The following is a 22,296-nucleotide window of genomic DNA, read 5'->3' as shown; positions in this document are numbered from 1 at the left end:
CAGCGCCACTCGTGACCGACATCCGGCAAATGCTGCTGGCGGCCTTCGAGGTCGAGCATCGCGACCATCTGGACGCGATCCGCAAGGCGCTTGCCTCAAAAGCGCCGCTGGACCTGCGCGAGATCTTCCGGCGCGCCCACAGCCTGAAGGGCGCCGCCCGGGCCGTGGACCTGCCGCAGATCGAAGCCCTGGCCCATACGCTGGAAGAGGTGTTCTCGCGCCAGATGGACGCCGGCGGGGCCTTCGACAAGCCGACCCTGGCGATCATCCGCGAGACTCTGGACGCCATCGAGGCCCTGGCGGCCAACGGCGGTGAGTCGGAAGTCGAGGCGACAGAGACGGCCGAGCCCACACGCGGCGTCGAGCTGTTGCGCGTCGAGGCCGAGGAACTGGCCGAGCTGAGCGAGGCGGCTCACCAGGTCTCGACCAGCCTGGCCGACCAGGATCGCGCCCTGGCCACCCTGCGCCGCCTGCAGACCGAAGTACTGCGCATGGAACGGCTGTGGGGCGAGATCCGTCCGCAGACGCAAGGCGGCCGGGAGTCGCTGCGCGCCCGCGATTTCGACCACGGCTTGAGGGAACTGAGCCGCGAACTGCGCGCCATCGGCCAGAGCCAGGCCCGCGCCGTCTGGTCGGCCGGCCAAGCCGCCCAGCGCGTTCGGGAGCAGGCCGAACGCATCGCCATGACCCCCGCCGACGCCGTGCTGGGAACCCTGCCCGGCATGATCCGCCAGGTGGCCCGAGAAACCGGCGTCGAGGTCGAGGTCGAGGTCTCGGGCCTGGAAACCAAGGCCGAGCGCCGCGTGCTGCAGGCCCTGAAGGATCCTCTGAGCCACCTGCTACGCAACGCCCTCAGCCACGGGGCCGAGCCGCGCGCCAAGCGTCGCAAGGCCAGCAAGCCCGAGGCGCTGGGCATCAACCTGGCCATCGCCGCGCGCGGCGGCCGGCTGGAGGTGCGCGTCACCGACGATGGTCCGGGTCCGGACCTGGCCCGCATCGAGGCGGCCGCCATCGCTCGGGGTTTGGCCCCACCGCGCGGTCCCGACGCCGCGCCCGCGACCGACGACGAAATCCTGGCCCTGGCCTTCGAGGCCGGCGTGTCCTCGGCGGCCGATGTCGATCAGCTGTCGGGTCGCGGCATGGGCCTGTCGGTCGTAGCCGAAGCCGTCCGCGCCCTGGGCGGCTCCGCCCGCCTGGCGCCGGCCCGTCCGTTCGGCGCCGAGGTCGTGCTGTCGGTCCCGCTGACCACCTCGCGCCGGGCCCTGGCCCAGCTGGAAGCCGACGGCGCGCTCTACGCCCTGCCGTCCGACGCCAGCCTGCGACTGTTGCGACTGAGCGCCACCGAACTCGAAACAGTCGAAGGTCACCCCGTCGCGCGGATCGAGTCCCAGGGGCAAAGCGTTGTCGCCCCTGTCGTGCCTCTTACTGCTCTGCTTTCCCACACCCCGTCCGCCGTGCCCGTGCATCACGGCGCGGTCCATGTCGCCCTGCTCTCGCGCGGCGACCGTCGCCTGGCCCTGGCCGTCGACGCCATGACCGACGTCGCCCCCGCCGTGGTCGAGACCATTGCGCTCTCCGGCGTCGATCAGGCCCTGACCTTCGGCGCAGCGGTGCTGGCCGACGAGACGCCCGTGGTGGTGCTGAACCCCGACGCCCTGATGGACCGCTGGCTGCGCGACCATCGCCGCCTGGCCAATGCCGGCCTCGGCCTGGCCGAACAGGACGACGTCGAGGCCAAGGCCGCCCGCACCGTGCTGGTGGTCGACGACTCGATCACCACCCGCACCCTGGAAAAGAGCATCCTGGAGGCCCAGGGCTATCGCGTTATTCTGGCCGTCGACGGTCTGGACGCCCTGAACACCCTGCGCTCGGGCGAGGCGGTGATCGACTTGGTCGTCGCCGACATCGAGATGCCGCGCATGGACGGTTTTGGCTTGCTGCAGGCCATCAAGGCCGACGCCGCCCTGGCCGCCCTGCCCGTCATCCTGATGACCTCGCGTTCGGATCCCGAAGATGTCCGCCGGGGCCTGGATCTGGGCGCGGAGGCCTACATCACCAAGCAGAAGTTCGACCAGCGCGAGCTGTTGGCCACGATCGGTCGCGTTCTATGAGTTCTAGTCCCAAGCGTCCCGTTCGCGTGATGATCGTCGAGGACTCCCTCGTCGTGCGGCAACTGCTGGCCTACATCGTCGGCCGTGATCCGCGCTTCACCGTCGTGGCCGCCGTGCCCTCGGCCGAGGAGGCGATGGCCGAGCTGGACCGGGTCAAGCCTGACGTCATCTCGATGGACATCCGTCTGCCTGGCATCGACGGCCTGGAGGCCACGCGCCAGATCATGGCCGAGCGCCCGACCCCTATCGTCGTCTTCGCCGACGCCATCGAGGACAGCTCGCTGAAGATCTCGATGAACGCCCTGCGGGCCGGCGCCCTGACGGTGGTGGAAAAGCCCGTCGGCGTGGCCACGGCCAATCACGACGACCTGGCCGCCACCCTGTGCACCCAGCTCTACATCATGAGCAGCGTGCCGGTGATCCGCCGGCGCAGCATCGGCGGGGCCCTGGCCCGCGATCGTAGCAAGCCGCTCATCGCGGCCGACCTCAATGATCCGCCCCTGCGCGGCGTCGGCTTCCTGGCCCTGGCGGCCTCGACTGGCGGTCCGCCGGCCCTGGCCAAGCTGCTGGACGCCCTGCCGCCCGACTTCGGCGCGCCGGTATTCGTGGTCCAGCACATGGGCGCGGCCTTCATGGAGGGCTTCGCCGGATGGCTGGACAGCCTGTCGCCGCTTCGCGCCGCCATTGCCCGCGAAGGCGAGATCGCCTTGCCTGGCCGGGTCTATGTCGCGCCCGGCGATCGCCACATGACCGTCACCGCCGGCGGCGTCATCCGCCTGACCAGCGCCGCCCCGGTGCGCGGCCAGCGCCCCTCGGCCAGCGTGCTGTTCTCCAGCCTCGCCCGCTCGGTGGCCTCGCGCACCGTCGGCGTGCTGCTGACCGGCATGGGCGAGGACGGAGCCCAGGGCATGGCCGAACTGCGCAAGGCCGGCGGCCACACCATCGCCGAACATGAAAGCTCGGCCGTCGTCTACGGCATGCCCGCCGCCGCTGTGAAGCTGGGCGCTGCCCGTGACGTGCTGCCGCTGGACGCCATCGGCCAGCGCATCATCGACCTCTCGCGCGAGGCCGCATGACCGACGGCGCCCGCATCCTGGTCGTCGAGGACTCCGACACCCAGGCGCTGCTGCTGCGCAGCGCCCTGGAGAAGGACGGTTTCGCCGTCACCCGCGCCGACAGCGCCGAGGCTGCTCTGGAGCTGCTGAACGGCCCGCTGCCGGACCTGGTGGTCGCCGACTTCCACCTGCCGGGCATGGACGGCCGCGAGCTGTCGCGCCAGATCCGCCAGAACAGCCGCACGCGCGCCCTGCCCGTCCTGATGCTGACCAGCGCCCGCGAACAGGACCTGGAGCGCCAGGGCCTGGAGAGCGGCGTCGACGCCTATGTCGCCAAGTCCGCCGACCTGGACATGATGCTGGTGCGGCTGAAGGCCCTGCTACGCCGGGGCGCTGCACCTTCCCGTGAGGGCGGCCAGCAGTTCCGCCGCGCCAAGCTGCTGCTGGTCCACGACAGCCCGACCACCCAGCTGCGCCTGCGCCACTTGCTGGAGCAGGAAGGCTATGACGTCGCCGTCACCGACGACGCCATCGTGGCCGCGGCCCAGGTCGCTGACGGCGTCGACTGCGTGGTCCTGCCGCTGACCGGCGCGCGCCTGGACGGCTTCGCCCTGTGCCGGGCGCTGGATCGCCGGCGCCAGCACGAGGCCATGGATTTCCACATCGTCGCCATCGGCGGCGACGGCTCCGACGTCACCGCCGCCTTCGAGGCCGGCGCCGACGAGGTCGCGCCCAGCGCGGTCGGCGACGACCTTCTGCGCATGCGCATCCGCGCCGTCACCCGCCGCGCCCAGGTGGTCGAGGAAACCCGCCGCGCCGAGGCCGAGGCCCTGCAGCGCGAGCGCGCCATGGCCGCCGCCGAAGCCAAGGCCGCCGCCGCCGACGCCCTGGCGCGGGCCAACGCCGATCTGGCCGCCGCCAACCAGCAGCTCCGCGACGCTCAGGCCCAGCTGGTGCAATCGGCCAAGATGGCCTCGCTGGGCGAGCTGGTCGCCGGCATCGCCCACGAGATCAACAATCCGCTGGCCTTCATCCTGGGCCACCACGCCACCGTAGAGCGCCTGATCGGCGAGGTGCTGGCCGAGCAGGCCGATGCGCCGCCGGCGGGCCTCTCCAAAGCCCGCGACCGCCTGGCCTCCATGCGCGTAGGCCTGCAGCGAATCCAGAGCCTGGTTTTGAACCTGCGCAAGTTCTCGCGCCTGGACGAGGCCGAGCGCCAGGTGCTGGACGTGCCTGAAGCCATCGAGATCGTGCTGGCCCTGCTGAAACCCAAGCTGGGCGACATCGCGGTTCGCCGCGACTTCGCTGGCGACCGCACCTTCGACGGCACCCCGGCCCTGCTGAACCAGGTGGTGATGAACATCGTGGCCAACGCCGCCGACGCTCTGGAGGGCCAGGGCGAGATCGCGGTCAGCACGTCCAGCACCGACAGCGACTACATCATCCAGATCGACGATTCCGGTCCCGGCGTGCCGGCGGACGTCCGCGACCGCATCTTCGAACCGTTCTTCACCACCAAGCCGGTCGGCTCGGGCACCGGCCTGGGCCTGGCCATTGCGTATAGCGTCGTGCGCGCGCATGGCGGCGAGATCGTGGTAGAAGATGCAACCCTCGGCGGCGCCCGCTTCCGTATCGTTTTGCCGAAAGGCGCCCGGCCATGATGGCGCGTCCGCTGATCCTGCTCGTCGACGACGAGCCCGACATCCTGGTGGCCCTGCAGGACCTGCTGGAAGACCGGTACGACATCCTGACCTTCACTTCGCCGGTCGAGGCCCTGGAGCGCGTCGCCCGCGAACCGGACCTGGCAGTGATCATCTCCGACCAGCGCATGCCCGAGATGACCGGCGACGCCTTCCTGACGCAGGCGCGCCGGACCAGCCTGGCCGAGGCGATCTTGCTGACCGGCTATGCCGACCTGCACGCGGTGACGGCGGCCCTGAACAGCGGCGGCATCGTCGGCTATGCGCCCAAGCCGTGGGAGCCCGACGCCCTGCGCGCCATGATCGCCGGGGCGGCCGAGCGCTTCAGCCTCAAGCGTGATCTGCGTCTGCACCAGGCCCTGCTGGAAGGCCTGATGGAGAACGTGCCCGCGGCGGTATCCTTCAAGGACGGCCAAGGCCGGTTCCTGGCCCTCAACGCCCGCAAGGCCCGCGCCCTGGGCGTCGACGCCGGCTCCGCGCGCGGCCACAGCGAGAGCGACCTGAAGATCCGCAGCGGCGCCGCCAAGCTGGAACGCCGCGCGCTCTCGGGCGGCGACGTCGTGCAGAGCGTGGTCGAGACCACGAGCGAGGCCGGCCCGGCCTGGCTAGAAACCACCTGCATCCCAACCCATGACTCGGCCGCGGCCCTGATCGTCATCGAGCGCGACATCACCGCCCAGAAGCTGGCCGAGCAGCAACTACGCCAGAGCGACAAGCTACGGGCGCTGGGCACCCTGGCCGGCGGCGTGGCCCACGACTTCAACAATCTGCTGACCGCCATCCTGGGCTCTCTCGAGCTGGCTTCGCGCCGACTGCCGGACGAGCAGCGCGTGCGCCGCTATCTGGAGAACGCCACCCTGGCCGCCCGGCGCGGCGCGTCCCTGACCCAACGCCTGCTGGGCTTCAGCCGCCAGACCGACGGCGATCCTTGCGTCACCGACATCGCCGGCACCCTGCGCGGCATGGACGAGCTGGTCACCCGCACCCTGGGCGTCACCGCGACCGTGTCGTGGGACGTGCCGGCTCAGCTGTGGCCGTCGCTGGTCGAGTGCGATCAGCTGGAAATGGCGATCCTGAACCTGTGCATCAACGCCCGCGACGCCATGGGTGACGGCGGCGCGATCACCGTCCGGGCGCGCGACCTGGGCCCCGGCCAGCTGCCGTCCACCCTGGACCTGGCGCCCGGTGACTATGTCGCCGTCTCGGTCGAGGATCATGGCGAGGGCATCCGCCCCGACGTGCTGTCGCGCGTGCTGGAGCCGTTCTTCACCACCAAGCCCGTCGGCAAAGGCACCGGTCTGGGCCTGCCCATGGCCTATGGCTTCGCCCAGCGTTCGGGCGGCGCCCTGGATATCGAGAGCGAGGTCGGGGTCGGCACCAAGGTCACCCTGTACCTGCCCCGCGCCGCGGACGACGCCGAGATCCCCATCGTCGCCGAGGACGGCACGGTGACGATCGAGGCCGGGCGGCCGCTGGCGATCCTGGTCGTGGACGACGAGACCTCGGTGCGTCAGGTCACCGCCGGCCTGCTGCGCGACCAGGGTCATCAGGTCACCGAGGCTTCCAGCGGCGCCGACGCCCTGGCCCAGCTGTCGGGCGGGCTGAAGCCCGACTTCGCGATCGTCGATTTCGCCATGCCCGGCATGAACGGCGCCGAGCTGATCCAGCGCATCCAGCCCATGGGCCTGGCCCTGCCGGTGCTGCTGCTGACGGGCTATGCCGACCTCGACAGCGTGCCCAAGGGCGTGCCGTTGGTCGCCAAGCCCTTCACCGCCGACCAGCTGGCCGCGGCTGTCCGCCAGCACGCGGGCGCCTGACAGAAACGAAAAACGCCGCCGGTCCCGAAACCGGCGGCGCTTCTCTCTGCCTAGGCGCGGAAGCCTAGAACTTGCGGCTGAAGCCGATCGACGAGACCAGCGGATCCAGGTCCACCTTGGCCTTCAGGGCGCCGTCGTTGATCTTGGCGTCAGTGCTGAAATAGACCTTCTTGATGTCGGCGTTCAGCATCCAGTCGCCCTTCAGCTTGACGTTCACGCCAGCTTGCAGCGCGTAGCCGAAACCGTCGTCGACCGCGACCTTGAACCCGTTCTTGTTCTTGCCGCTGTAGAACAGCATGTAGTTGATGCCGGCGCCGACATAGGGGCTGACCTTGGCGGCCGGCAGCGGGTGATATTGCAGCGTCACGACCGGCGGCAGGACCCACTGCTTGCGGACCAGAGCGTCGGTGCCCGGCCCTTGCGCGCGGATGTCGTGCTGGGTGGTGCCCAGGATGGCTTCCACGGCGACCTTGTCGGTCAGGAAGTAGGTGAAGCCCAGGGTCGGCATCACGTCGTTCTTGACGTGGGCCTTCAGGCCCGAGTTGACGCCAGCGGCGGTCAGGATGGCCGCGTCGTCGGCCGGCGCGACCTGCGTGGCGCGCACGTGGACGATCAGGTCACCCTTGGCGTTCGGCGAGAAGTCCTGGGCTTGAGCAACGCCACCGGCCAGAGCCGTGGCCGCGATAGCCGAGAGAATAACGGTCTTCATCATCTATCCCCAGATAGTGCGACTGTGTGTTTTGTGCCGCGATGTTCTTTTGGGGGATTCCCGAACGCTCGACCTTGACCTCGATCAGTTTCGAAAAATCTAGATCGCGCGGGAGAAACCCTCTTTCGCATCCGAGCGATGATCGAAAGCCTGAGCCGCCAGGCGCACGAACGGACGGCCGGCCTCGGTGACCCGAACGCCCCCGACGTCCAGCGTCACCAGGCCGTCGGCGACCAGGGCGTCCAGCTTGGGCAGGTCCTGAGCGAACACCGCCGGCGAGACGCCGTGGCGCGCGGCGATGGCGGCGTAGTCGACGGCGAAGTCGCACATCAGCCGCTCGATCACGTCGGCCCGCAGGCGGTCGTCGTCGGTCAGGGCCACGCCCCGCGCCACCGGCAGGCGTCCAGCGGCAATGGCGTCGCGCCAGGCGACCTCGGCGGTCAGGTTCTGGACGTAGCCGCCCGGCATCCGCCCGATCGACGACGCGCCCAGGCCGATCAGCGTCATGTGGCGGTCGGTGGTGTAGCCCTGGAAGTTCCGGCGCAGGGTCCCCGCCTCCAGCGCGATCGCCAACTCGTCGCTGGGCAAGGCGAAGTGGTCCAGGCCGATGGCGACATAGCCGGCGCGCAGCAGCCGCTCGGCGGCGGCTTCGCTCTGCGCCAGGCGGCCCTCGGCGTCGGCCAGGTCCTCGTCGCGGATCAGTTTCTGATTGGCGCGGGCCCACGGCACGTGGGCGTAACCGAACAGAGCCACCCGTTCGGGCCGCAGGGTCAGGATGGTGTCCAGGGTCGAGACCACGTCGTCAGTGGTCTGCTTGGGCAGGCCGTACATCAGGTCCAGATTGATCGAGGCGACCTCGGCTTCGCGCAGCCAGTGGACGGCGCGGGCCACCACCTCGAACGGCTCAATGCGGTTGACGGCTTCCTGAACGTGCGGGGCCAGGTCCTGGACGCCCAGGCTGGCGCGCGTCAGGCCGTGGAAGGCGGCGGCCTGCACCCAGCTCTCTGTCAGGACGGCCGGATCCAGCTCGGCCGAGATCTCGACGCCGGGCGCGAACGGAAAGACGTGCCGCAACGCGCCGAACAGACGCACGAGGTCGTCGCGGGAGAGCATGTTGGGCGTGCCGCCACCCAGGTGCAGGGCGCCGGCCTTGATCTTCCCCGGCAGCCGGGCCTCGACAAGCGCCAGTTCGTCGACCAAGCGCTCGACATACTCGCTGATCAGCGCACGTTTCTTCACCACCCGGGTGTTGCACCCGCAGTACCAGCACAGCCGGTCGCAGAACGGGATGTGCGCGTACAGCGAGACCGGCTCGCCGGGATCGAGGTTCGCCAGCCAGTCGCCGTAGACCTCCGCGTCGACCGCGTTCGAGAACTGCAGGGCCGTCGGATAGCTGGTGTAGCGCGGCGCGCGGCTGTCATAGCGCGCCAGCAGATCTCGGCGCTCTGAACAGGCGCGGGTTTGGACAGTCGCAGCGGTCATGGACTCTCTCCTGGAGAGCCCGTGATTGCGCCGGTGTCCGTGCAAGCGCCCTGATCTAGATCAATCGGGCGCGCCCACTCAGACAGGCGGCTTGTCGTCGAGGTGGTCGTAGAGGATCCGTTCGGCGTCGCCTTTCGGATCCTCGTACTGGCCCGACTTCATCGTCCAGAAGAACGCGAAGAGGCCCATCGCCCCCAGGCCGATCGACATGGGGGCCAGCAACAGGACGATGTTCATCGACGTCTCCAGCTGATGCGCGGACGCGCCGCATTCAGCAGCACCACCATCGACGAGCCGGCCATGGCCAGGGCGGCGATAAAGGGATTGATCAGGCCGGCCATCGCCGCCGGGGTGGCGACGAGGTTGTACAGCGCCGAGAAGCCGAAGTTCTCCATCGCCCGGCGGCGGGCCTCGACAGCGGTGTCGATGGCCTCGACGACGGAATCCAGCCCTTCGCCGGTGAAGACCAGGTCGGCGGCGTTCTGGGCGGCGTCGACCGCAGCGCCCGGGGCCATTGAGGCATGGGCCTTGGCCAGGGCGGCGGCGTCGTTCAGGCCGTCGCCGACCATCAGCACCTTGCGGCCCTCGGCCTTCAGACCTTCGACGATCGCGGCCTTGTCGAACGGGGTCAGGCCCGCGCGCCAGTGGTCGACGCCGACGGCCTTGGCGATGTCACGCACCGGACCGGCCAGGTCGCCGGACAGGATCTCGACCGACAGGCCCATGGCACGCAGGCGAGCGATGGTCTGAGCCGCGTCGTGGCGCGGACGGTCCTCGAACACGAAGCGCATCTTGACGCTGTCCTCGAAGCCGAACCACAGCTCGGTCTCGCGGACGTCACCGCCGGCGACGCCGACGAAGGCGGCGCGGCCCAGGCGGGCGCGGCGGCCATCGATCAGGCCTTCGACGCCCTGCCCCGCCGTTTCCACGCAATCGGTGGCGACCAGGCCCAGGCCGGCTTCGGCCGCCAAGGCCTTGGCCAGCGGGTGGCGCGAGGCGCGGGCCAGCGGCGCGGCCATGGTCACCAGGTGGGCGGGCGCGTCGATCAGCTTGGGCCGCCCTTCGGTGAGGACGCCGGTCTTGTCGAAGACGACGTGGTCGGCCTCGGACAGACGCTCCAGCGCCGCGCCCGACTTGACCAGCACACCCTTGCGGAACAGGCGGCTGCTGGCGGCGATCTGTACGGCCGGCACGGCCAAGCCCAGCGCGCAGGGACAGGTGACGATCAGCACGGCGGCGGCGCGCAGCAGCGCCTCGCGCGGCCCTAGGCCCAGCGCCCAGCCGCCGACGAAGGTCAGGGCCGCGGCGGTGTGGACGATCGGCACGTAAAGGGCGGCGGCCTTGTCGGCCAGGCGGACATAGGCCGAGCGGGTCTGGGCGCCGGCCTCCATCAGGCGGGCGATCGCCGCCAGGGTGGAGTCCTCGCTGCGGGCGGTGACGGTCATCACCAGGCGGCCCGACAGGTTCAGCGCGCCAGCGTGCAGCTTGGCGCCGGCGCCGACGGGCGCCAGCGCCGTCTCGCCGGTGATCAGGGCGTTGTCGATCTCGGACTGACCGCTCTCGACCAGGCCGTCGACCGGGATACGGTCGCCGGGCGCGACGACCAGCAGGTCGCCGATCTTGACCTCGGCCACCGGCACGCCCTGCTCCACCCCGTCGATCAGGCGCATGGCCACCGGGGTCTGCAGGGCCAGCAGGTCGCGGGCGGCCGAGCGGGCGCTGGCCCGCAGGCGGTGATCCAGGTAGCGGCCGATCAGCAGCAGGAACAGCAGCGTCACCGCCGCGTCGAAATAGGCGTGCTGGCCGCGCAGGATCGTCTCGGAGAAGCTGACGATCAGGGTCAGGATCACGCCGATCGAGATCGGCACGTCCATATTGGCCTTGCCGCGCTTCAGCGACGCCCAGGCCGAGCGGAAGAACGGTCGACCGGCGAACAGCGCGCACGGCGTCGCGACGATGGCGGCCATCCAATACATCAGGGTCAGGGTCGAAGCGTTCAGCTCCTGCCCGAAGATGCCGGCCCAGGCGGGCACGGTGAACATCATGACGTTGCCGGCCCCGAAGCCGGCCACGCCCAGGGCGACGGCCAGTTCCCGCCCCTCGCGGTCCTGGGCGGCGTTGGCCTCGCCCGGGTCGAACAGGCAGGCGCGATAGCCCAACCCCTCGACCGTCTCGACCACACGGCCGGGATCAGCCTCACGGCCGCGCAGCTGCACGGCCAGCTTGCCGGTCGTGAGGTTCAGCCGCGCGGCGTCGACGCCCGGGGCCTCACGCACAGCCTTTTCGATCTTGCTGATGCAGGCCGCGCAGCGCGCCCCGCTGACCAGCAGTTCCAGGTGCCCCAGCCCTTCCGCGTCACGGCGGACGAAGGCCTCCAGGTCGCGGTTGAGAGCCAGGCTCTGGGTCATTTCGCGCCCTCGACCAGACGGGTTTCGATCTCGAACAGGTTGCTACCGTCACGCGCCGAGGCGCGCAGGTCCCAGGCCCCGTCCAGGCGGGCGGACGCCTGGTAACGGCCATCGCCCAGCGGCTTGAAGTTCAGCGTCTGACGGCCGACCTCGGTGGCGGGGCGCTCCAGCGTGCCGGTCAGCGACAGCCTGGTCAGCGGCTGGCCGTCGCGGTCTTCCAGGCGAACGATGACCGAGGTCCCGCCTGGGGTCTCGACGCCGGCGCTCCAGCCCAGAGCCGCTTCCTTCTGGCGCTGGGCCAGGGTGCGGTTGAAGGTCAGGCCCGTCTCATACGGATTGGAGGCCACCTGTCCCGAGAAGGTCTTGTAGGCCTTCATGATGAACAGGGTGTCCACGGCGATGATCAGGCCGAAGAACAGCACCATGCCGATCAGCACGTGCCAGCCGGTGATGCGGCCCTTTTCGCCAGGCGTTTTGGGTGGCGGCTTGGAAAGCGAATGCGCGGCAGCGGTCATTGCGGGTTCGCAGCTCCTGAGAGGAAAACGGTTTTGGTCTGGGTCTTGAATTCACCGGACCGGATGACGAAGCGGACGGGCACGCTGGGCTCGAGCTCGGCCTCGGCCGGCGCGGTGACGAACACGCGCACCGCCGCGACCTGGTCGGCCGGAACGACGACGCTGACGGTCCGCCCGGTTTCACCCGGCTGGCTCAGCTTGGCGCCCGGGATGCCCTCGAAGGTCACGTCGAAGCGACGCGGCTTGAAGGTGCGGTTGCCGATCTTCAGCGTGTAGCCATCGCGCACGGCGCCGTCGTGCATGCGCACGAAGGTCGGATTGCGGTCGCGAATGATGTTCAGGTCGGCTTCCGGACGGGTGATCAGCGACCACAGCGTCAGGCCGCCGACTACGGACATCGCCATGGCGTAGTAGATCGTGCGCGAACGGACCACGGGGTACTTGGCCGGCTCGCCCTTGGTGCGGGCGGCCACGGCGTATTCGGAGTCGTAGGCGATCAGGCCCGTGGGACGGTTGATCTTGACCATCACCTCGTCGCAAGCGTCGACGCACAGGCCGCAGTTGATGCACTCCATCTGCGCGCCGTCGCGGATGTCGATGCCCATCGGGCAGACCACGACGCACTGGTGGCAGTCGATGCAGTCGCCGCGGCCTTCCCAGGTCTGGTTCTTCTTGTGCGGGCCGCGCGGCTCGCCGCGATAGCCCAGATAGGTGACCTGCAGCGAATGGTCGTCGAGCATGGCGCCCTGGATGCGGGGCCACGGGCACATGTAGGTGCAGACCTGTTCGCGCATCCAGCCAGCGAAGATGTAGGTCGTGCAGGTCAGAAGGAGACAGGACACGTAGGCCGTAACCGCCGCCTCGCCAGTCCAGAACGTGCGGATCAGGGTGGGTGCGTCATGGAAGTAGAAGATCCACGCGCCGCCGGTGCCGAAGGCGATGCCCAGCCACGCCAGGTGCTTGCCGGTCTTGCGCCAGATCTTGTTGAACGAGGTCGGCGAGGCGTCCAGGCGCATCCGCGCGTTGCGGTCGCCCTCGAACAGGCGCTCGACCACGATGTAGAGGTCGGTCCAGACAGTCTGCGGGCAAGCATAGCCGCACCACAAACGCCCGAAGAGCGCTGTCACGAGGAACAGCGCTAGGGCCGCCATGACCAGGACCCCGGTGAAGAGGTAGACTTCCTGGGGCCACAGCTGGATGTCGAAGAAGTAGAAGCGTCGGCCGTCGAAATCGACCAGCGCCGCCTGCTGCGGGAAGCCTTCCGGACGGGTCCAGCGGATCCACGGCGTGATGTAGTAGATGGCCAGGCAGGCGATCAGCAGCGCCCACTTCACCGCCCGCCACTTGCCATGGACAAGCTTGGGGTAGATCGGCTGGCGCGGCTTGTAGAGACCGCCCTTGGCGTCGCCCTTGCCCTTCGCCCGGGTGGCGGCCGAAACCGCCTTCCCGGGCTTGGGGTCTTGGCCGGACCCAGGCTTAGGGCTCGTATTGTCGATAAGCGTGGGCATAGCCCTTACTGACCACCCGCGTTGGCGTGAATGTAGACGGACAGAGCCTTGATCGTTTCGGGGCTGAGGCGACCGCCCCACGCCGGCATGACGCCGCCGTTGCCCGAGAAGATCTGGTTGCGGATGTCGGCGCGGTCGGCGCCGTACAGCCAGTCGGCGTCGGTCAGATCAGGACCGCCCATCTCCTGGACGCCCTTGCCGTCGGCCGCATGGCAGGCGACGCATTGGGCTTCGAAGAGCGGCGCGGCGCGACCGACAGCGGCCGCATCGGCCTGACGGCCCGACAGCTTGACCACGTACTCGGTCAGGTCGTCGATCTGCGCGGCGTTCAGCATCTCGTCGCGACCGAAGGCCGGCATCGCCGAGAAGCGGGTTTCCGCGTCGTTGCTGCGGATGCCGTGGGTGATGGTGTACTGGATGTCCTCCAGCTTGCCGCCCCACAGCCACACGTCGTCACGCAGGTTGGCGTAACCCTTGCCGCCCGTGCCGCCGATGCCGTGGCAGGTGGCGCAGTTGTCGCCGAAGATCGACTGGCCCACCTGCTGGGCATAGGCGCTCAGCTTCGGGTCCTTTTCGATCTGCTCCAGGCTGGCGGTGCGCAGCAGAGCCGCGCCCTCGCCCCGGTGGCTTTCCAGGGCCTTGAGCTCCTTGCCGACCGCGACGCGGTCGGACTGGCCCAGGACGCCCTTGGTGTAGCCGCTGACGCCGGGCCAGGCCGGCATCAGCACCCAGTAGACGATCGCCCAGGCGATGGTCGCGTACCAGATCCACAGCCACCAGCGGGGCAGCGGATTGTCGAGTTCCTTGATGCCGTCCCACTCGTGACCGGTGGTGTCGACGCCAGTGATCTCGTCGGTGTCTTTCTCGTGAGCCATCAGATGAGCTCCTCGTCGTCCAGCGGCATGCGGGCGGCGTGTTGGAATTCAGCCTTCTTGGAAGGCTTCAGGGCGTAGGCGCAGCCAGCGAGGAAGAGCAGGCCGAAGTAGATCAGGCCACCCTGCTGGGCGATCTGCGCCACGGTTTCGTAGGTCAGGCCGCTCATCGCTGGTTCTCCGGCGACTGGGGCTTGTAGGTCTTGAAGTCGACCAGGGTGCCCAGCATCTGGAGGTAGGCCACCAGCGCGTCCATCTCGGTGATCTTGTCGGGATTACCGTCGAAGTCGCGGTTGACGACCTTGGCGTCGTAGCGCTCGCGCAGGCCCACGGCGTCCGTCGAGAAGGGGTCGGCCTGGGCCTCGAGATCCTTCTTGGCGTTGGCGATCTGGGCGTCCGTGTAGGGCACCCCGACCGTGCGCTGGGTCTTCAGGCGATCGACGATGTCGCTGTAGTCCAGTTCCTTTTCAGCCAGGAACTTGTAGGGCGGCATCACCGACTCCGGCACGACCGAGCGCGGGTCGATCAGGTGGTCGCGGTGCCAGGTGTCCGAATACTTGCCGCCGACCCGGGCCAGGTCCGGACCGGTGCGCTTGGACCCCCATTGGAACGGGTGGTCGTACATGCTCTCGGCGGCCAGGCTGTAGTGGCCGTAGCGCTCGACCTCGTCGCGGAGCGGACGAACCATCTGCGAGTGGCAGACGTAGCAGCCTTCCTTGACGTAGACGTCGCGGCCGGCCAGTTCGAGCGGGGTGTAGGGACGCATCCCGTCCACCTTCTCGATCGTGCTCTGCAGCCAGAACAGCGGGGCGATCTCGATCAGTCCGCCGACGGAGATGACCAGAACGATCCCAACCACGAGCAGCAGCGAGTGCCGCTCGAACTTTGCGTGGTGCTTCCAAAGAGACATCGGGGACCTCAGGCGTTCGCGGTGGCGGGGACAGCCGGCGTGTCGTCGGTCTGTTCGGCCGCAGCCAGATCGAGTTCAGGGCTGGCGATCGTCTTCCAGATGTTGACGATCATGATAAGCGCACCGGACAGGAACATCAGGCCGCCGATGGCGCGGATGACGTTCTCGATGTGCTTGGCCGACACCGTCTCGATGAAGCTGTAGGCCAGGAAGCCTTGGGGCGTGTATTCGCGCCACATCAGGCCTTCCATGATGCCCGACACCCACATCGCGGCGATGTAGAGCAGGATACCGGTGGTCGCGATCCAGAAGTGCCACTCGATCATCTTGGTCGAGTACATGCCCTTCTTCTTCCACAGCCACGGCACCATGCAGTAGATCGCGCCGAAGGTGATGAAGCCGTTCCAGCCCAGAGCGCCGGAGTGGACGTGACCGATGGTCCAGTCGGTGTAGTGGCTCAGCGCGTTGACGGCGCGGATCGACATCACCGGACCTTCGAAGGTGGCCATGCCGTAGAAGGCGATGGCGACGACCATCATGCGGACGACCGGGTCGGTGCGCAGCTTGTCCCACGCGCCCGACAGGGTCATCAGGCCGTTGATCATGCCGCCCCACGAGGGCATCCACAGCATGATCGAGAAGGTCATGCCCAGGGTCTGGGCCCACTGCGGCAGGGCCGTGTAGTGCAGGTGGTGCGGACCGGCCCAGATGTAGATGAAGATCAGGGCCCAGAAGTGCACGATCGACAGGCGATAGCTGTAGACCGGGCGCTCAACGCGCTTGGGCACGAAGTAGTACATCATGGCCAGGAAGCCGGCGGTCAGGAAGAAGCCGACGGCGTTGTGGCCGTACCACCACTGGGTCAGCGCATCCTGGACGCCAGACATGGCGCCGTACGAACGGTGGCTCAGCCCACCAACCGGCACGGCGGCATTGTTGACCAGGTGCAGGACGGCGATGGTGACGATGAAGGCCAGATAGAACCAGTTGGCCACATAGATGTGGGGCTCTTTGCGCTTCCAGATTGTGCCCAGGAAGACCAGCAGATAGGCCACCCAGACGATCGTCAGCCACAGATCGGTGTACCAGACAGGCTCGGCGTATTCCTTGCCCTGGGTCGCGCCCATCAGATAGCCGGTAGCGGCCAAGACGATGAACAGCTGGTAGCCCCAGAACACGAACCACGGCGTGATGCCGCCGGCCAGGCGCGCCTTACAGGTGCGCTGGACGACCCAGAAGGACGTCGCGATCAGGGCGTTGCCGCCGAACGCGAAGATCACCGCCGAGGTGTGCAGCGGACGCAGGCGGCCGAAGTTGGTCCAGCCGGCTTCCGGGAAGTACAGCAGGTTAGGCCAGGACAGCTGGGCGGCGATCACCACGCCGGCCAGGAGACCGGCGGCCGCCCAGAACATCGTGGCGATGACGCCCGCCTTGATGACGTTGTCGGAATACTGGTCAGGGTGGTCCAGCAGCTTGCCGCCGGCGAGGCCGGAGCTGAGGACGAAGCCGGCGATGATGCCGGCGACCGCGAACGTTCCGGCTTGCAGTCGGAAGATCGGGTCGTGTGTCAGCCCCGCGCCCAGGACCGCCAAGAAGGCTCCCAAGACGGAGATGATGAGAAGGACTTTGGACCCGGCGGGCGGGCCTGAACTAGTGAGCGATGGGGCGGACATGCGGACTCCATGAGTCGAACCTGGCAGCCTGGGTCTCACACCCCCTCAACCCCCGCTTTGATCTTGCTCAAAGCGGGAAGCCGCACCCTGGAGCAGCCTGTCGGCCAATCCGGAGTCGGTTCATGCCCATTCGTCATCTCTCTTCGCTGCTCGGCGCCGCCGCCCTGGCCAGCTGGGCGATCGCCCTGCAACAGGCCATGCCGCGCCTTCTGGCCGGCCCCATCTGCGGTTCCAGCCAGGATTCGTGGGCGTTCGCGGGTCATTGCCCGGCCTGCTTCGTGGCCGCGGGCCTGACCGTCGCGTTCCTGGGATCGCTGGCGATGGGCCTGCGCCGTCGTCGCGCGACCGCCTTGATCGCCCGACCTTAAGGGCTCGACGAAAGCCCAACGCCGCGCGAAGACACGTCGGAGCCTGACAAGGAGCCGACGTGCAGATTCACGCCTATCGCCCCGCCCTCGCCGCCGCCCTGACCCTGTCGTTGCTGGCGCCCGCTGCGCTGGCGGCCGAGCCCGCGCCCCACGACGCCACGAAGGCCTACCGCAACCCGGTCCTGGCCGGCGACTGGTCGGATCCCGACGTCGTGCGCGTGGGCGACGACTACTATCTGACCGCCTCATCGTTCGTGAACCTGCCCGGCCTGCCGATCCTGCATTCGAAGGATCTGGTGCACTGGACGATCATCGGCCACGCGCTGGAGCGCCTGCCGCAGGACGACCATCACCGCACGGCGCGCAAGGGCGGCGGCGTCTGGGCCCCGGCCATCCGCTTCCACGACGGCCTGTTCCGCATCTACTACCCCGACCCCGACTTCGGCATCTATGTGGTCACCGCCAAGGACCCGGCCGGTCCGTGGAGCCCGCCGCAGCTGGTCGACGACAGCAAGGGCGCGATCGATCCCGCGCCCTTCTGGGACGAGGACGGCACGGGCTGGCTGCTGCACGGTTGGGCCCGCAGCCGCGCCGGCTTCGCCAACCGCCTGACCCTCAAGCGCCTGAACGCCGACGGCAGCCGCACGGTCGACGCCGGCGTGGTCATCCTGGACGGCGAAAAGCTGCCGCCGGTGAGGACCAGCATCGGCCTGGCTCCGTGGGAGACCATCGAGGGCCCCAAGCTCTACAAGCGCGCCGGCTACTACTACATCTTCGCCCCGGCCGGCGGCGTGAAGCCTGGCTGGCAGGCGGTGTTCCGCTCGAAGTCGCTGACCGGCCCCTATGAAAGCCGCAACGTGCTCGACCAGGGCAAGACGCCGGTCAACGGCCCGCACCAGGGCGCGTGGGTCGATACGGGCCTGGGCGAGCACTGGTTCCTGCACTTCCAGGACACCGACAGCTACGGCCGCCGCGTCCACCTGCAGCCGATGACCTGGCGCAAGGACTGGCCGGTGATCGGCGCCGATCCCGACGGCGACGGCCGCGGCGAGCCGGTCGTCTGCCACGCCGTTCCCAAGACCCGCGGCCAGTCGCAGGGCCAGCCGCAGGATACCGACACCTTCGATAGCGGCCGTCCGTCGCTGGCCTGGCAGTGGAACAGCAATCCGTCCGCCAACTGGATGGAGCCCGGCGCGCGTCCGGGCTGGCTGCGCCTGCGCGCCGCCCCCTCCCCGGCCAATCTCTACGAGGCCGGCGCGGTCCTGACCCAGAAACTGCCGGGCCTGGCCTTCTCGGCGACTACGACGCTGGAGTTTTCGCCCCTGCGGGTGGGCGAACAGGCGGGCCTGGCCATGGTCGGCTACGCCTATGCCTGGATCGGCCTGGAGCGTCGCGCCGATGGGACTTACTTGGTCCAGAAGCGTCGCGACGAAGGCGGTGCGGAAAAGGTCGTGCTGGCGCGCAAGCTGGACGGATCACGCGTGACCCTGCGCCTATCGGCCGAGCCCGTCGTCACGCGCATGGCCGCGCCGAAGGAAGGCGCGCCCTGGCCCTCGAAGGAGCGGAACTTCCAGGCCGAGGTCCGCTTCAGCTACAGCCTGGACGGTCAGACGTTCCAGACCACCGACGACACCTTCCTGTCGCGCGAGGGCCGCTGGGTCGGGGCGCAGATCGGCCTGTTCTCGATCGCGGCCAGCGACACCCCGGCCTATGTCGCCACCAGCAACGGCCATGCGGACTTCGACGACTTCCAGGTCCGCGTCACCGCGCCAACCAAGCCTTCGCCGGACCTGACGCCCGTCCAGACCTGTCCATAGAGAAAAGGCGCCGGTCGCGAGACCGGCGCCAGGATGACCTCAGGGGTGGGGAACCGAGGTTAGAAGGTGTAGGACGCGCCCAGGAAGAACTGGCGGCCGGTGGTGCTGAACACCCGCTGCGCGCGGCGCTCCTTGCCGCTCCACTGGTCGGCTTCCTGGTTGGTGATGTTCAGCGCGTCGAACGTCAGCTTCAGGTGCGGCGTCAGCTGGTACGACAGCGAGGCGTCGACATTGGTCGTCGCATAGCTGCCGTTAGCGTCCGGCACTTCCGACTTGAACGGCAGGGCCGTCAGGTACTCGTCGCGATAGGCCACCGACACGCGGGCCGAGAGCTTCTCGTCTTCGTAGTACAGCGTGGCGTTCACCGAGTGCGGCGAGACGTTCAGGAACTGATCGTGGATCTGCGTCGCTGGGGTCGTCGCCGTACCCGTCGACAGGTAGTACAGCACCGAGCTGTCCACATAGGTGTAGTTCAGCATCGTGCCGGTGTTCTTCAGCAGACCCGGCAGGAAGTGGAACGGCTGCTGGTAGTTGATTTCTAGGCCGCGGATGTAGCCGCCCTGGGTGTTGCGCGAGCGGGTCACCAGGTAGGGCGTCGAGGCGTCCTGGCCTGCCGGCAGCAGGGCCAACGGCAGGCCGGTGTTGCCATAGGCCTCGGTCGTGGCGATCGTCTGGATCGAGCTCGCGATCTCCTTGTCGAAGACCGTGGCGCTCAGGATCACGCCCTCGCTGGGATACCATTCCAGGCTCAGATCGTAGTTCTTGGCGCGGTACGGATCCAGGAACGGGTTACCGATCGACGCCGACTGCGCGCCGAAGGTCGTGTTGACCGAACCGCCGGGCGTCAGGTTGCCGAAGCTGGGACGCGCCATGACCTTGGCGGCGGCGAAGCGCGCGACCAGGTTCGGGGCGACGTCCAGGGCCAGGTTCACCGACGGCAGCCAGTCGCTGTACTTGTTGTTGACCGTGATCTGCGAGGTCAGCGAGGTGTAGCCCGTGGCGTCCAGATCGGTCTTCACATAGCGCACGCCGGCGTTACCGCGCAGGCGGCGGCCGCCCAGAATGTCGGTGTCGAAGTCGACCTGCAGATATGCGCCGGTGTCCTTCTCGGCGACCTTGCGGTTGTTGCCCAGGGCCGAATTGATGGCCAGGGTGAAGTCGCCGTACTTGTTCGAGCAGTTGCAGAGCAGGCCCAGCTTGTCGACATAGGCGGTGACGTCGGGAACGACCCAGCTGGTCACCGAGCCCGCCGGCATGCCCAGTTGCTTGCCGAAGCCCGTGATCGTCTCGCTCAGCGGCGCGCTGCCCGGGAAGTCGGCGGCGAACTGGGCGAAGTTGAACGGAACGGTGCCCGTCGCCGTCACGGCGGTGGAGCTGTTGTTGGCGTACAGGCGCTGGACCTGCTTGCTCTGGAAGTCGAACGACTTCAGCGAGACGCCGGCCTTGACCGTGAAGACGTCGTTCAGGCGGTACTTGGCGTTGGCCTCGGCGGTGGCCAGGGTGTTGAACACCGCCGCCTTGACGATGCGGATGTCGGGGGTCAGGCCCGTGCCGGCGTTGGTGAAGGTGACATTGGCCGGATTGGCGACGTCGTAACCGTAGTTGATGAACGGACGGCGGGAGTCGTTACGCGCGTCCCAGATGTAGCCGGCTTTGTTGAAGCCGTCATAGGACATCAGCACGTCCCAAGGCTGCTGGAAGTCCGAGCCCGAGTGGCCGATCTTCACGTCGCCGCTCAGCCGGTCGCTGAAGTCATGGCGCAGCGTCAGGCCAATCTGGTGGGTCTTGGTGGTGGTCTGGCTCTTCTCGGCGATGTGCTTGATGTCGACATTGTTGATCTTCATGTAGTCCACCTGGCCCGAGGGCTGCACGTGGGCGTCCATGATCTGGGCGTCGACCCGGCCGGCGAACAGCGGGAAGGCCGCGCTGGCGCCGTTGACGTTACGGTTCAGCGACGCGTTCGACAGGGCGTAGTCGGCACGGTCCTGGTCGAACTGCGAATAGACCAGGTCCAGCGTCACGTCGGTGCGGTCGCTCGGGCGCCATTGCAGAGCGCCCGTCATGCCCAGACGCTTCTGATCCAGCTCGAAACGGCCCAGGCCGGGGTTGCGCGGCAGGAAGACGTTGGGCTGGTTGATGGCGGCGTAGGCGGTCGGATCCGACGGCAGACCCGAGAAGCACTGGCCGGCGGGGCGGTTGCCCGCGCCCGACAGCGGGTTCACGTACGGGATCGCGGTGTTGACCACCTGGCTGCCCGCTTGGCTGGCGATGTCGACCGCCGTGCCGCAGAAGCCGTTGTTGGCGTCCGAATAGTCCGACTGGGAGGTGTCGCTATAGCCCTCTTCCTGGGCGCGGCGCTCGCTATAGGCCACCGAGAACAGGGCGCCGAAGTCGCCCCAGGTGTTGCTGATCAGGCCGGCGAAGCGCGGAGCCTTGGTCTTGTTGTTGTCGTAATAGGCGCCCTGAACCGAGGCGGCGGCGCGGAAGCCCTTCTTGTCGAACGGCTTGCCGGTCTGCAGGTCGACCGTGGCGGCCAGCGAGCCTTCGTCCATCTCGGCCGACTGCGACTTGCTGACGGTGACGCTGTTGAACAGCTCCGAGGCGAAGGTCGAGAAGTCGAAGCCGCGCGAGCGGTTGATGCCGGCGACCACGCCCAGGGTCGAGCCGGTGGTGGCCGAATAGGCCTCGATGCCGTTCAGGGTGGTGCGGACGAAGTCGCCGCCCAGGCCGCGCACGGTGATGTTGCGGCCTTCGCCGCCGTCGCGGGTGATCGAGACGCCCGGAATGCGCTGGATCGACTCGGCCAGGTTCGCGTCAGGGAAGCTGGCCATGTCGTCGGCCTTGATGACGTCGACGATGTTGTTGGAGACGCGCTTGGTGTTGATCGCGCTGCTGAGGCTGGCGCGGAAGCCGGTGACCACGACCTCTTCGACGGCCGCCGCGTCGTCAGCCGGCGCCGTTTGAGCCGCAGCGGCGGTCGCCGTCAGCAGCGACGCGCCCAGCGTCAGCGCCAGCAGCGAGCAGCCCGTACGCAGGACGCCATTATTCTTGGCCTGATAGCCCATCGTTCCTCTCCCTTCGCGGCGCTCGACTTTGCGAGCGCCTCTGCTCATCCGGCCGCCCTCTGCGGGGCGGCTCCTGGGCTGGGAGCGCCGAGCGGACCGACCCGCTCAAGCAAATCTCACATAATGAGATAAAATCCCAACTTGTGAGGAATAATAGGAAAGAGCCTTAGTTTGGCCAGAGCATTTTTTGCGCTTCCAGCAATTTCTTTCCATTATGCGACAAGATGTCCCATGATGTGAGAAATTTGACGCACAAAGACAACCGTGAGGCGTGCTCCACACGTTG

At 68.2% G+C, this 22,296-nt stretch carries 17 protein-coding genes; 6 read left to right on the top strand and 11 right to left on the bottom strand.

Annotated elements, in window-relative coordinates; genetic code table 11:
- Window positions 1-11: 11 nt before the first annotated feature.
- The 4 genes from ABDW31_RS14665 to ABDW31_RS14650 are packed head-to-tail and all read left to right on the top strand — an operon-like array spanning window position 12 to window position 6,683.
- Window positions 12-2,111, top strand: coding sequence for a response regulator (locus ABDW31_RS14665; RefSeq protein WP_221444680.1), 2,100 nt, complete (start codon window positions 12-14; stop codon window positions 2,109-2,111).
- Window positions 2,108-3,187, top strand: a complete 1,080-nt coding sequence (cheB, locus tag ABDW31_RS14660; protein ID WP_221444681.1) for a chemotaxis-specific protein-glutamate methyltransferase CheB — start codon at window positions 2,108-2,110, stop codon at window positions 3,185-3,187. Before ABDW31_RS14665 ends, cheB begins: the two co-directional genes overlap by 4 nt.
- Entirely contained in the window at window positions 3,184-4,827 is a 1,644-nt protein-coding gene (locus tag ABDW31_RS14655; RefSeq protein ID WP_184719784.1) for a response regulator, read from the top strand. Before cheB ends, ABDW31_RS14655 begins: the two co-directional genes overlap by 4 nt.
- Window positions 4,824-6,683 (top strand): response regulator, encoded by a 1,860-nt coding sequence (locus ABDW31_RS14650; protein WP_221444682.1) that lies wholly within the window; start codon window positions 4,824-4,826, stop codon window positions 6,681-6,683. Before ABDW31_RS14655 ends, ABDW31_RS14650 begins: the two co-directional genes overlap by 4 nt.
- Window positions 6,684-6,747: 64 nt before the next feature.
- Here ABDW31_RS14650 and ABDW31_RS14645 read toward each other — a convergent pair whose 3' ends face one another.
- The 10 genes from ABDW31_RS14645 to ccoN form a co-directional block, all read right to left on the bottom strand.
- Window positions 6,748-7,392, bottom strand: a complete 645-nt coding sequence (locus tag ABDW31_RS14645) for an OmpW family outer membrane protein (RefSeq protein WP_184719786.1) — start codon at window positions 7,390-7,392, stop codon at window positions 6,748-6,750.
- A 99-nt stretch (window positions 7,393-7,491) separates the two neighbouring features.
- Entirely contained in the window at window positions 7,492-8,874 is a 1,383-nt protein-coding gene (hemN, locus tag ABDW31_RS14640) for an oxygen-independent coproporphyrinogen III oxidase (protein WP_184719787.1), read from the bottom strand.
- Between the two features lie 78 nt (window positions 8,875-8,952).
- A complete protein-coding gene (gene ccoS / locus ABDW31_RS14635; protein ID WP_172264156.1) occupies window positions 8,953-9,111 on the bottom strand; it encodes a cbb3-type cytochrome oxidase assembly protein CcoS in 159 nt (52 codons plus the stop codon).
- A complete protein-coding gene (locus ABDW31_RS14630; RefSeq protein ID WP_184719789.1) occupies window positions 9,108-11,282 on the bottom strand; it encodes a heavy metal translocating P-type ATPase in 2,175 nt (724 codons plus the stop codon). Before ABDW31_RS14630 ends, ccoS begins: the two co-directional genes overlap by 4 nt.
- Window positions 11,279-11,797 (bottom strand): FixH family protein, encoded by a 519-nt coding sequence (locus ABDW31_RS14625; RefSeq protein WP_184719791.1) that lies wholly within the window; start codon window positions 11,795-11,797, stop codon window positions 11,279-11,281. The genes ABDW31_RS14630 and ABDW31_RS14625 overlap by 4 nt, the downstream gene beginning before the upstream one ends.
- Window positions 11,794-13,305 (bottom strand): cytochrome c oxidase accessory protein CcoG, encoded by a 1,512-nt coding sequence (gene ccoG, locus ABDW31_RS14620; protein WP_184719793.1) that lies wholly within the window; start codon window positions 13,303-13,305, stop codon window positions 11,794-11,796. The genes ABDW31_RS14625 and ccoG overlap by 4 nt, the downstream gene beginning before the upstream one ends.
- Before the next feature lie 5 nt (window positions 13,306-13,310).
- The gene (gene ccoP / locus ABDW31_RS14615; RefSeq protein ID WP_184719795.1) at window positions 13,311-14,180 is read right to left on the bottom strand and encodes a cytochrome-c oxidase, cbb3-type subunit III; all 870 of its coding nucleotides are present in this window, start codon (window positions 14,178-14,180) and stop codon (window positions 13,311-13,313) included.
- Entirely contained in the window at window positions 14,180-14,347 is a 168-nt protein-coding gene (locus tag ABDW31_RS14610; RefSeq protein WP_184719797.1) for a cbb3-type cytochrome c oxidase subunit 3, read from the bottom strand. Before ABDW31_RS14610 ends, ccoP begins: the two co-directional genes overlap by 1 nt.
- Window positions 14,344-15,087 carry a cytochrome-c oxidase, cbb3-type subunit II gene (ccoO, locus tag ABDW31_RS14605; RefSeq protein ID WP_184719799.1) on the bottom strand — a complete coding sequence of 248 codons (744 nt, stop codon included), beginning with the start codon at window positions 15,085-15,087 and terminating at the stop codon, window positions 14,344-14,346. The genes ABDW31_RS14610 and ccoO overlap by 4 nt, the downstream gene beginning before the upstream one ends.
- 8 nt (window positions 15,088-15,095) lie before the next feature.
- On the bottom strand, window positions 15,096-16,760 hold the full coding sequence (gene ccoN / locus ABDW31_RS14600; protein WP_343699075.1) for a cytochrome-c oxidase, cbb3-type subunit I: 1,665 nt from the start codon (window positions 16,758-16,760) through the stop codon (window positions 15,096-15,098).
- A 122-nt stretch (window positions 16,761-16,882) separates the two neighbouring features.
- Between ccoN and ABDW31_RS14595 the strand changes: the two genes are divergently transcribed.
- Window positions 16,883-17,128 carry a hypothetical protein gene (locus ABDW31_RS14595; protein ID WP_184719801.1) on the top strand — a complete coding sequence of 82 codons (246 nt, stop codon included), beginning with the start codon at window positions 16,883-16,885 and terminating at the stop codon, window positions 17,126-17,128.
- A 59-nt stretch (window positions 17,129-17,187) separates the two neighbouring features.
- On the top strand, window positions 17,188-18,945 hold the full coding sequence (locus tag ABDW31_RS14590; protein ID WP_343699074.1) for a glycoside hydrolase 43 family protein: 1,758 nt from the start codon (window positions 17,188-17,190) through the stop codon (window positions 18,943-18,945).
- A gap of 59 nt (window positions 18,946-19,004) precedes the next feature.
- On the opposite strand, the gene ABDW31_RS14585 is transcribed toward ABDW31_RS14590, so the two are convergent.
- Window positions 19,005-22,010 carry a TonB-dependent receptor gene (locus ABDW31_RS14585; RefSeq protein WP_184719803.1) on the bottom strand — a complete coding sequence of 1,002 codons (3,006 nt, stop codon included), beginning with the start codon at window positions 22,008-22,010 and terminating at the stop codon, window positions 19,005-19,007.
- Between the last annotated feature and the right edge of the window lie 286 nt (window positions 22,011-22,296).

The sequence above is a fragment of the Caulobacter sp. genome (assembly GCF_039596335.1).
Classification (GTDB): Bacteria; Pseudomonadota; Alphaproteobacteria; order Caulobacterales; family Caulobacteraceae; genus Caulobacter.
The sequence above is the reverse complement of the archived record's forward strand: the minus strand, read 5'-3'. Positions and strand labels throughout refer to the sequence as shown.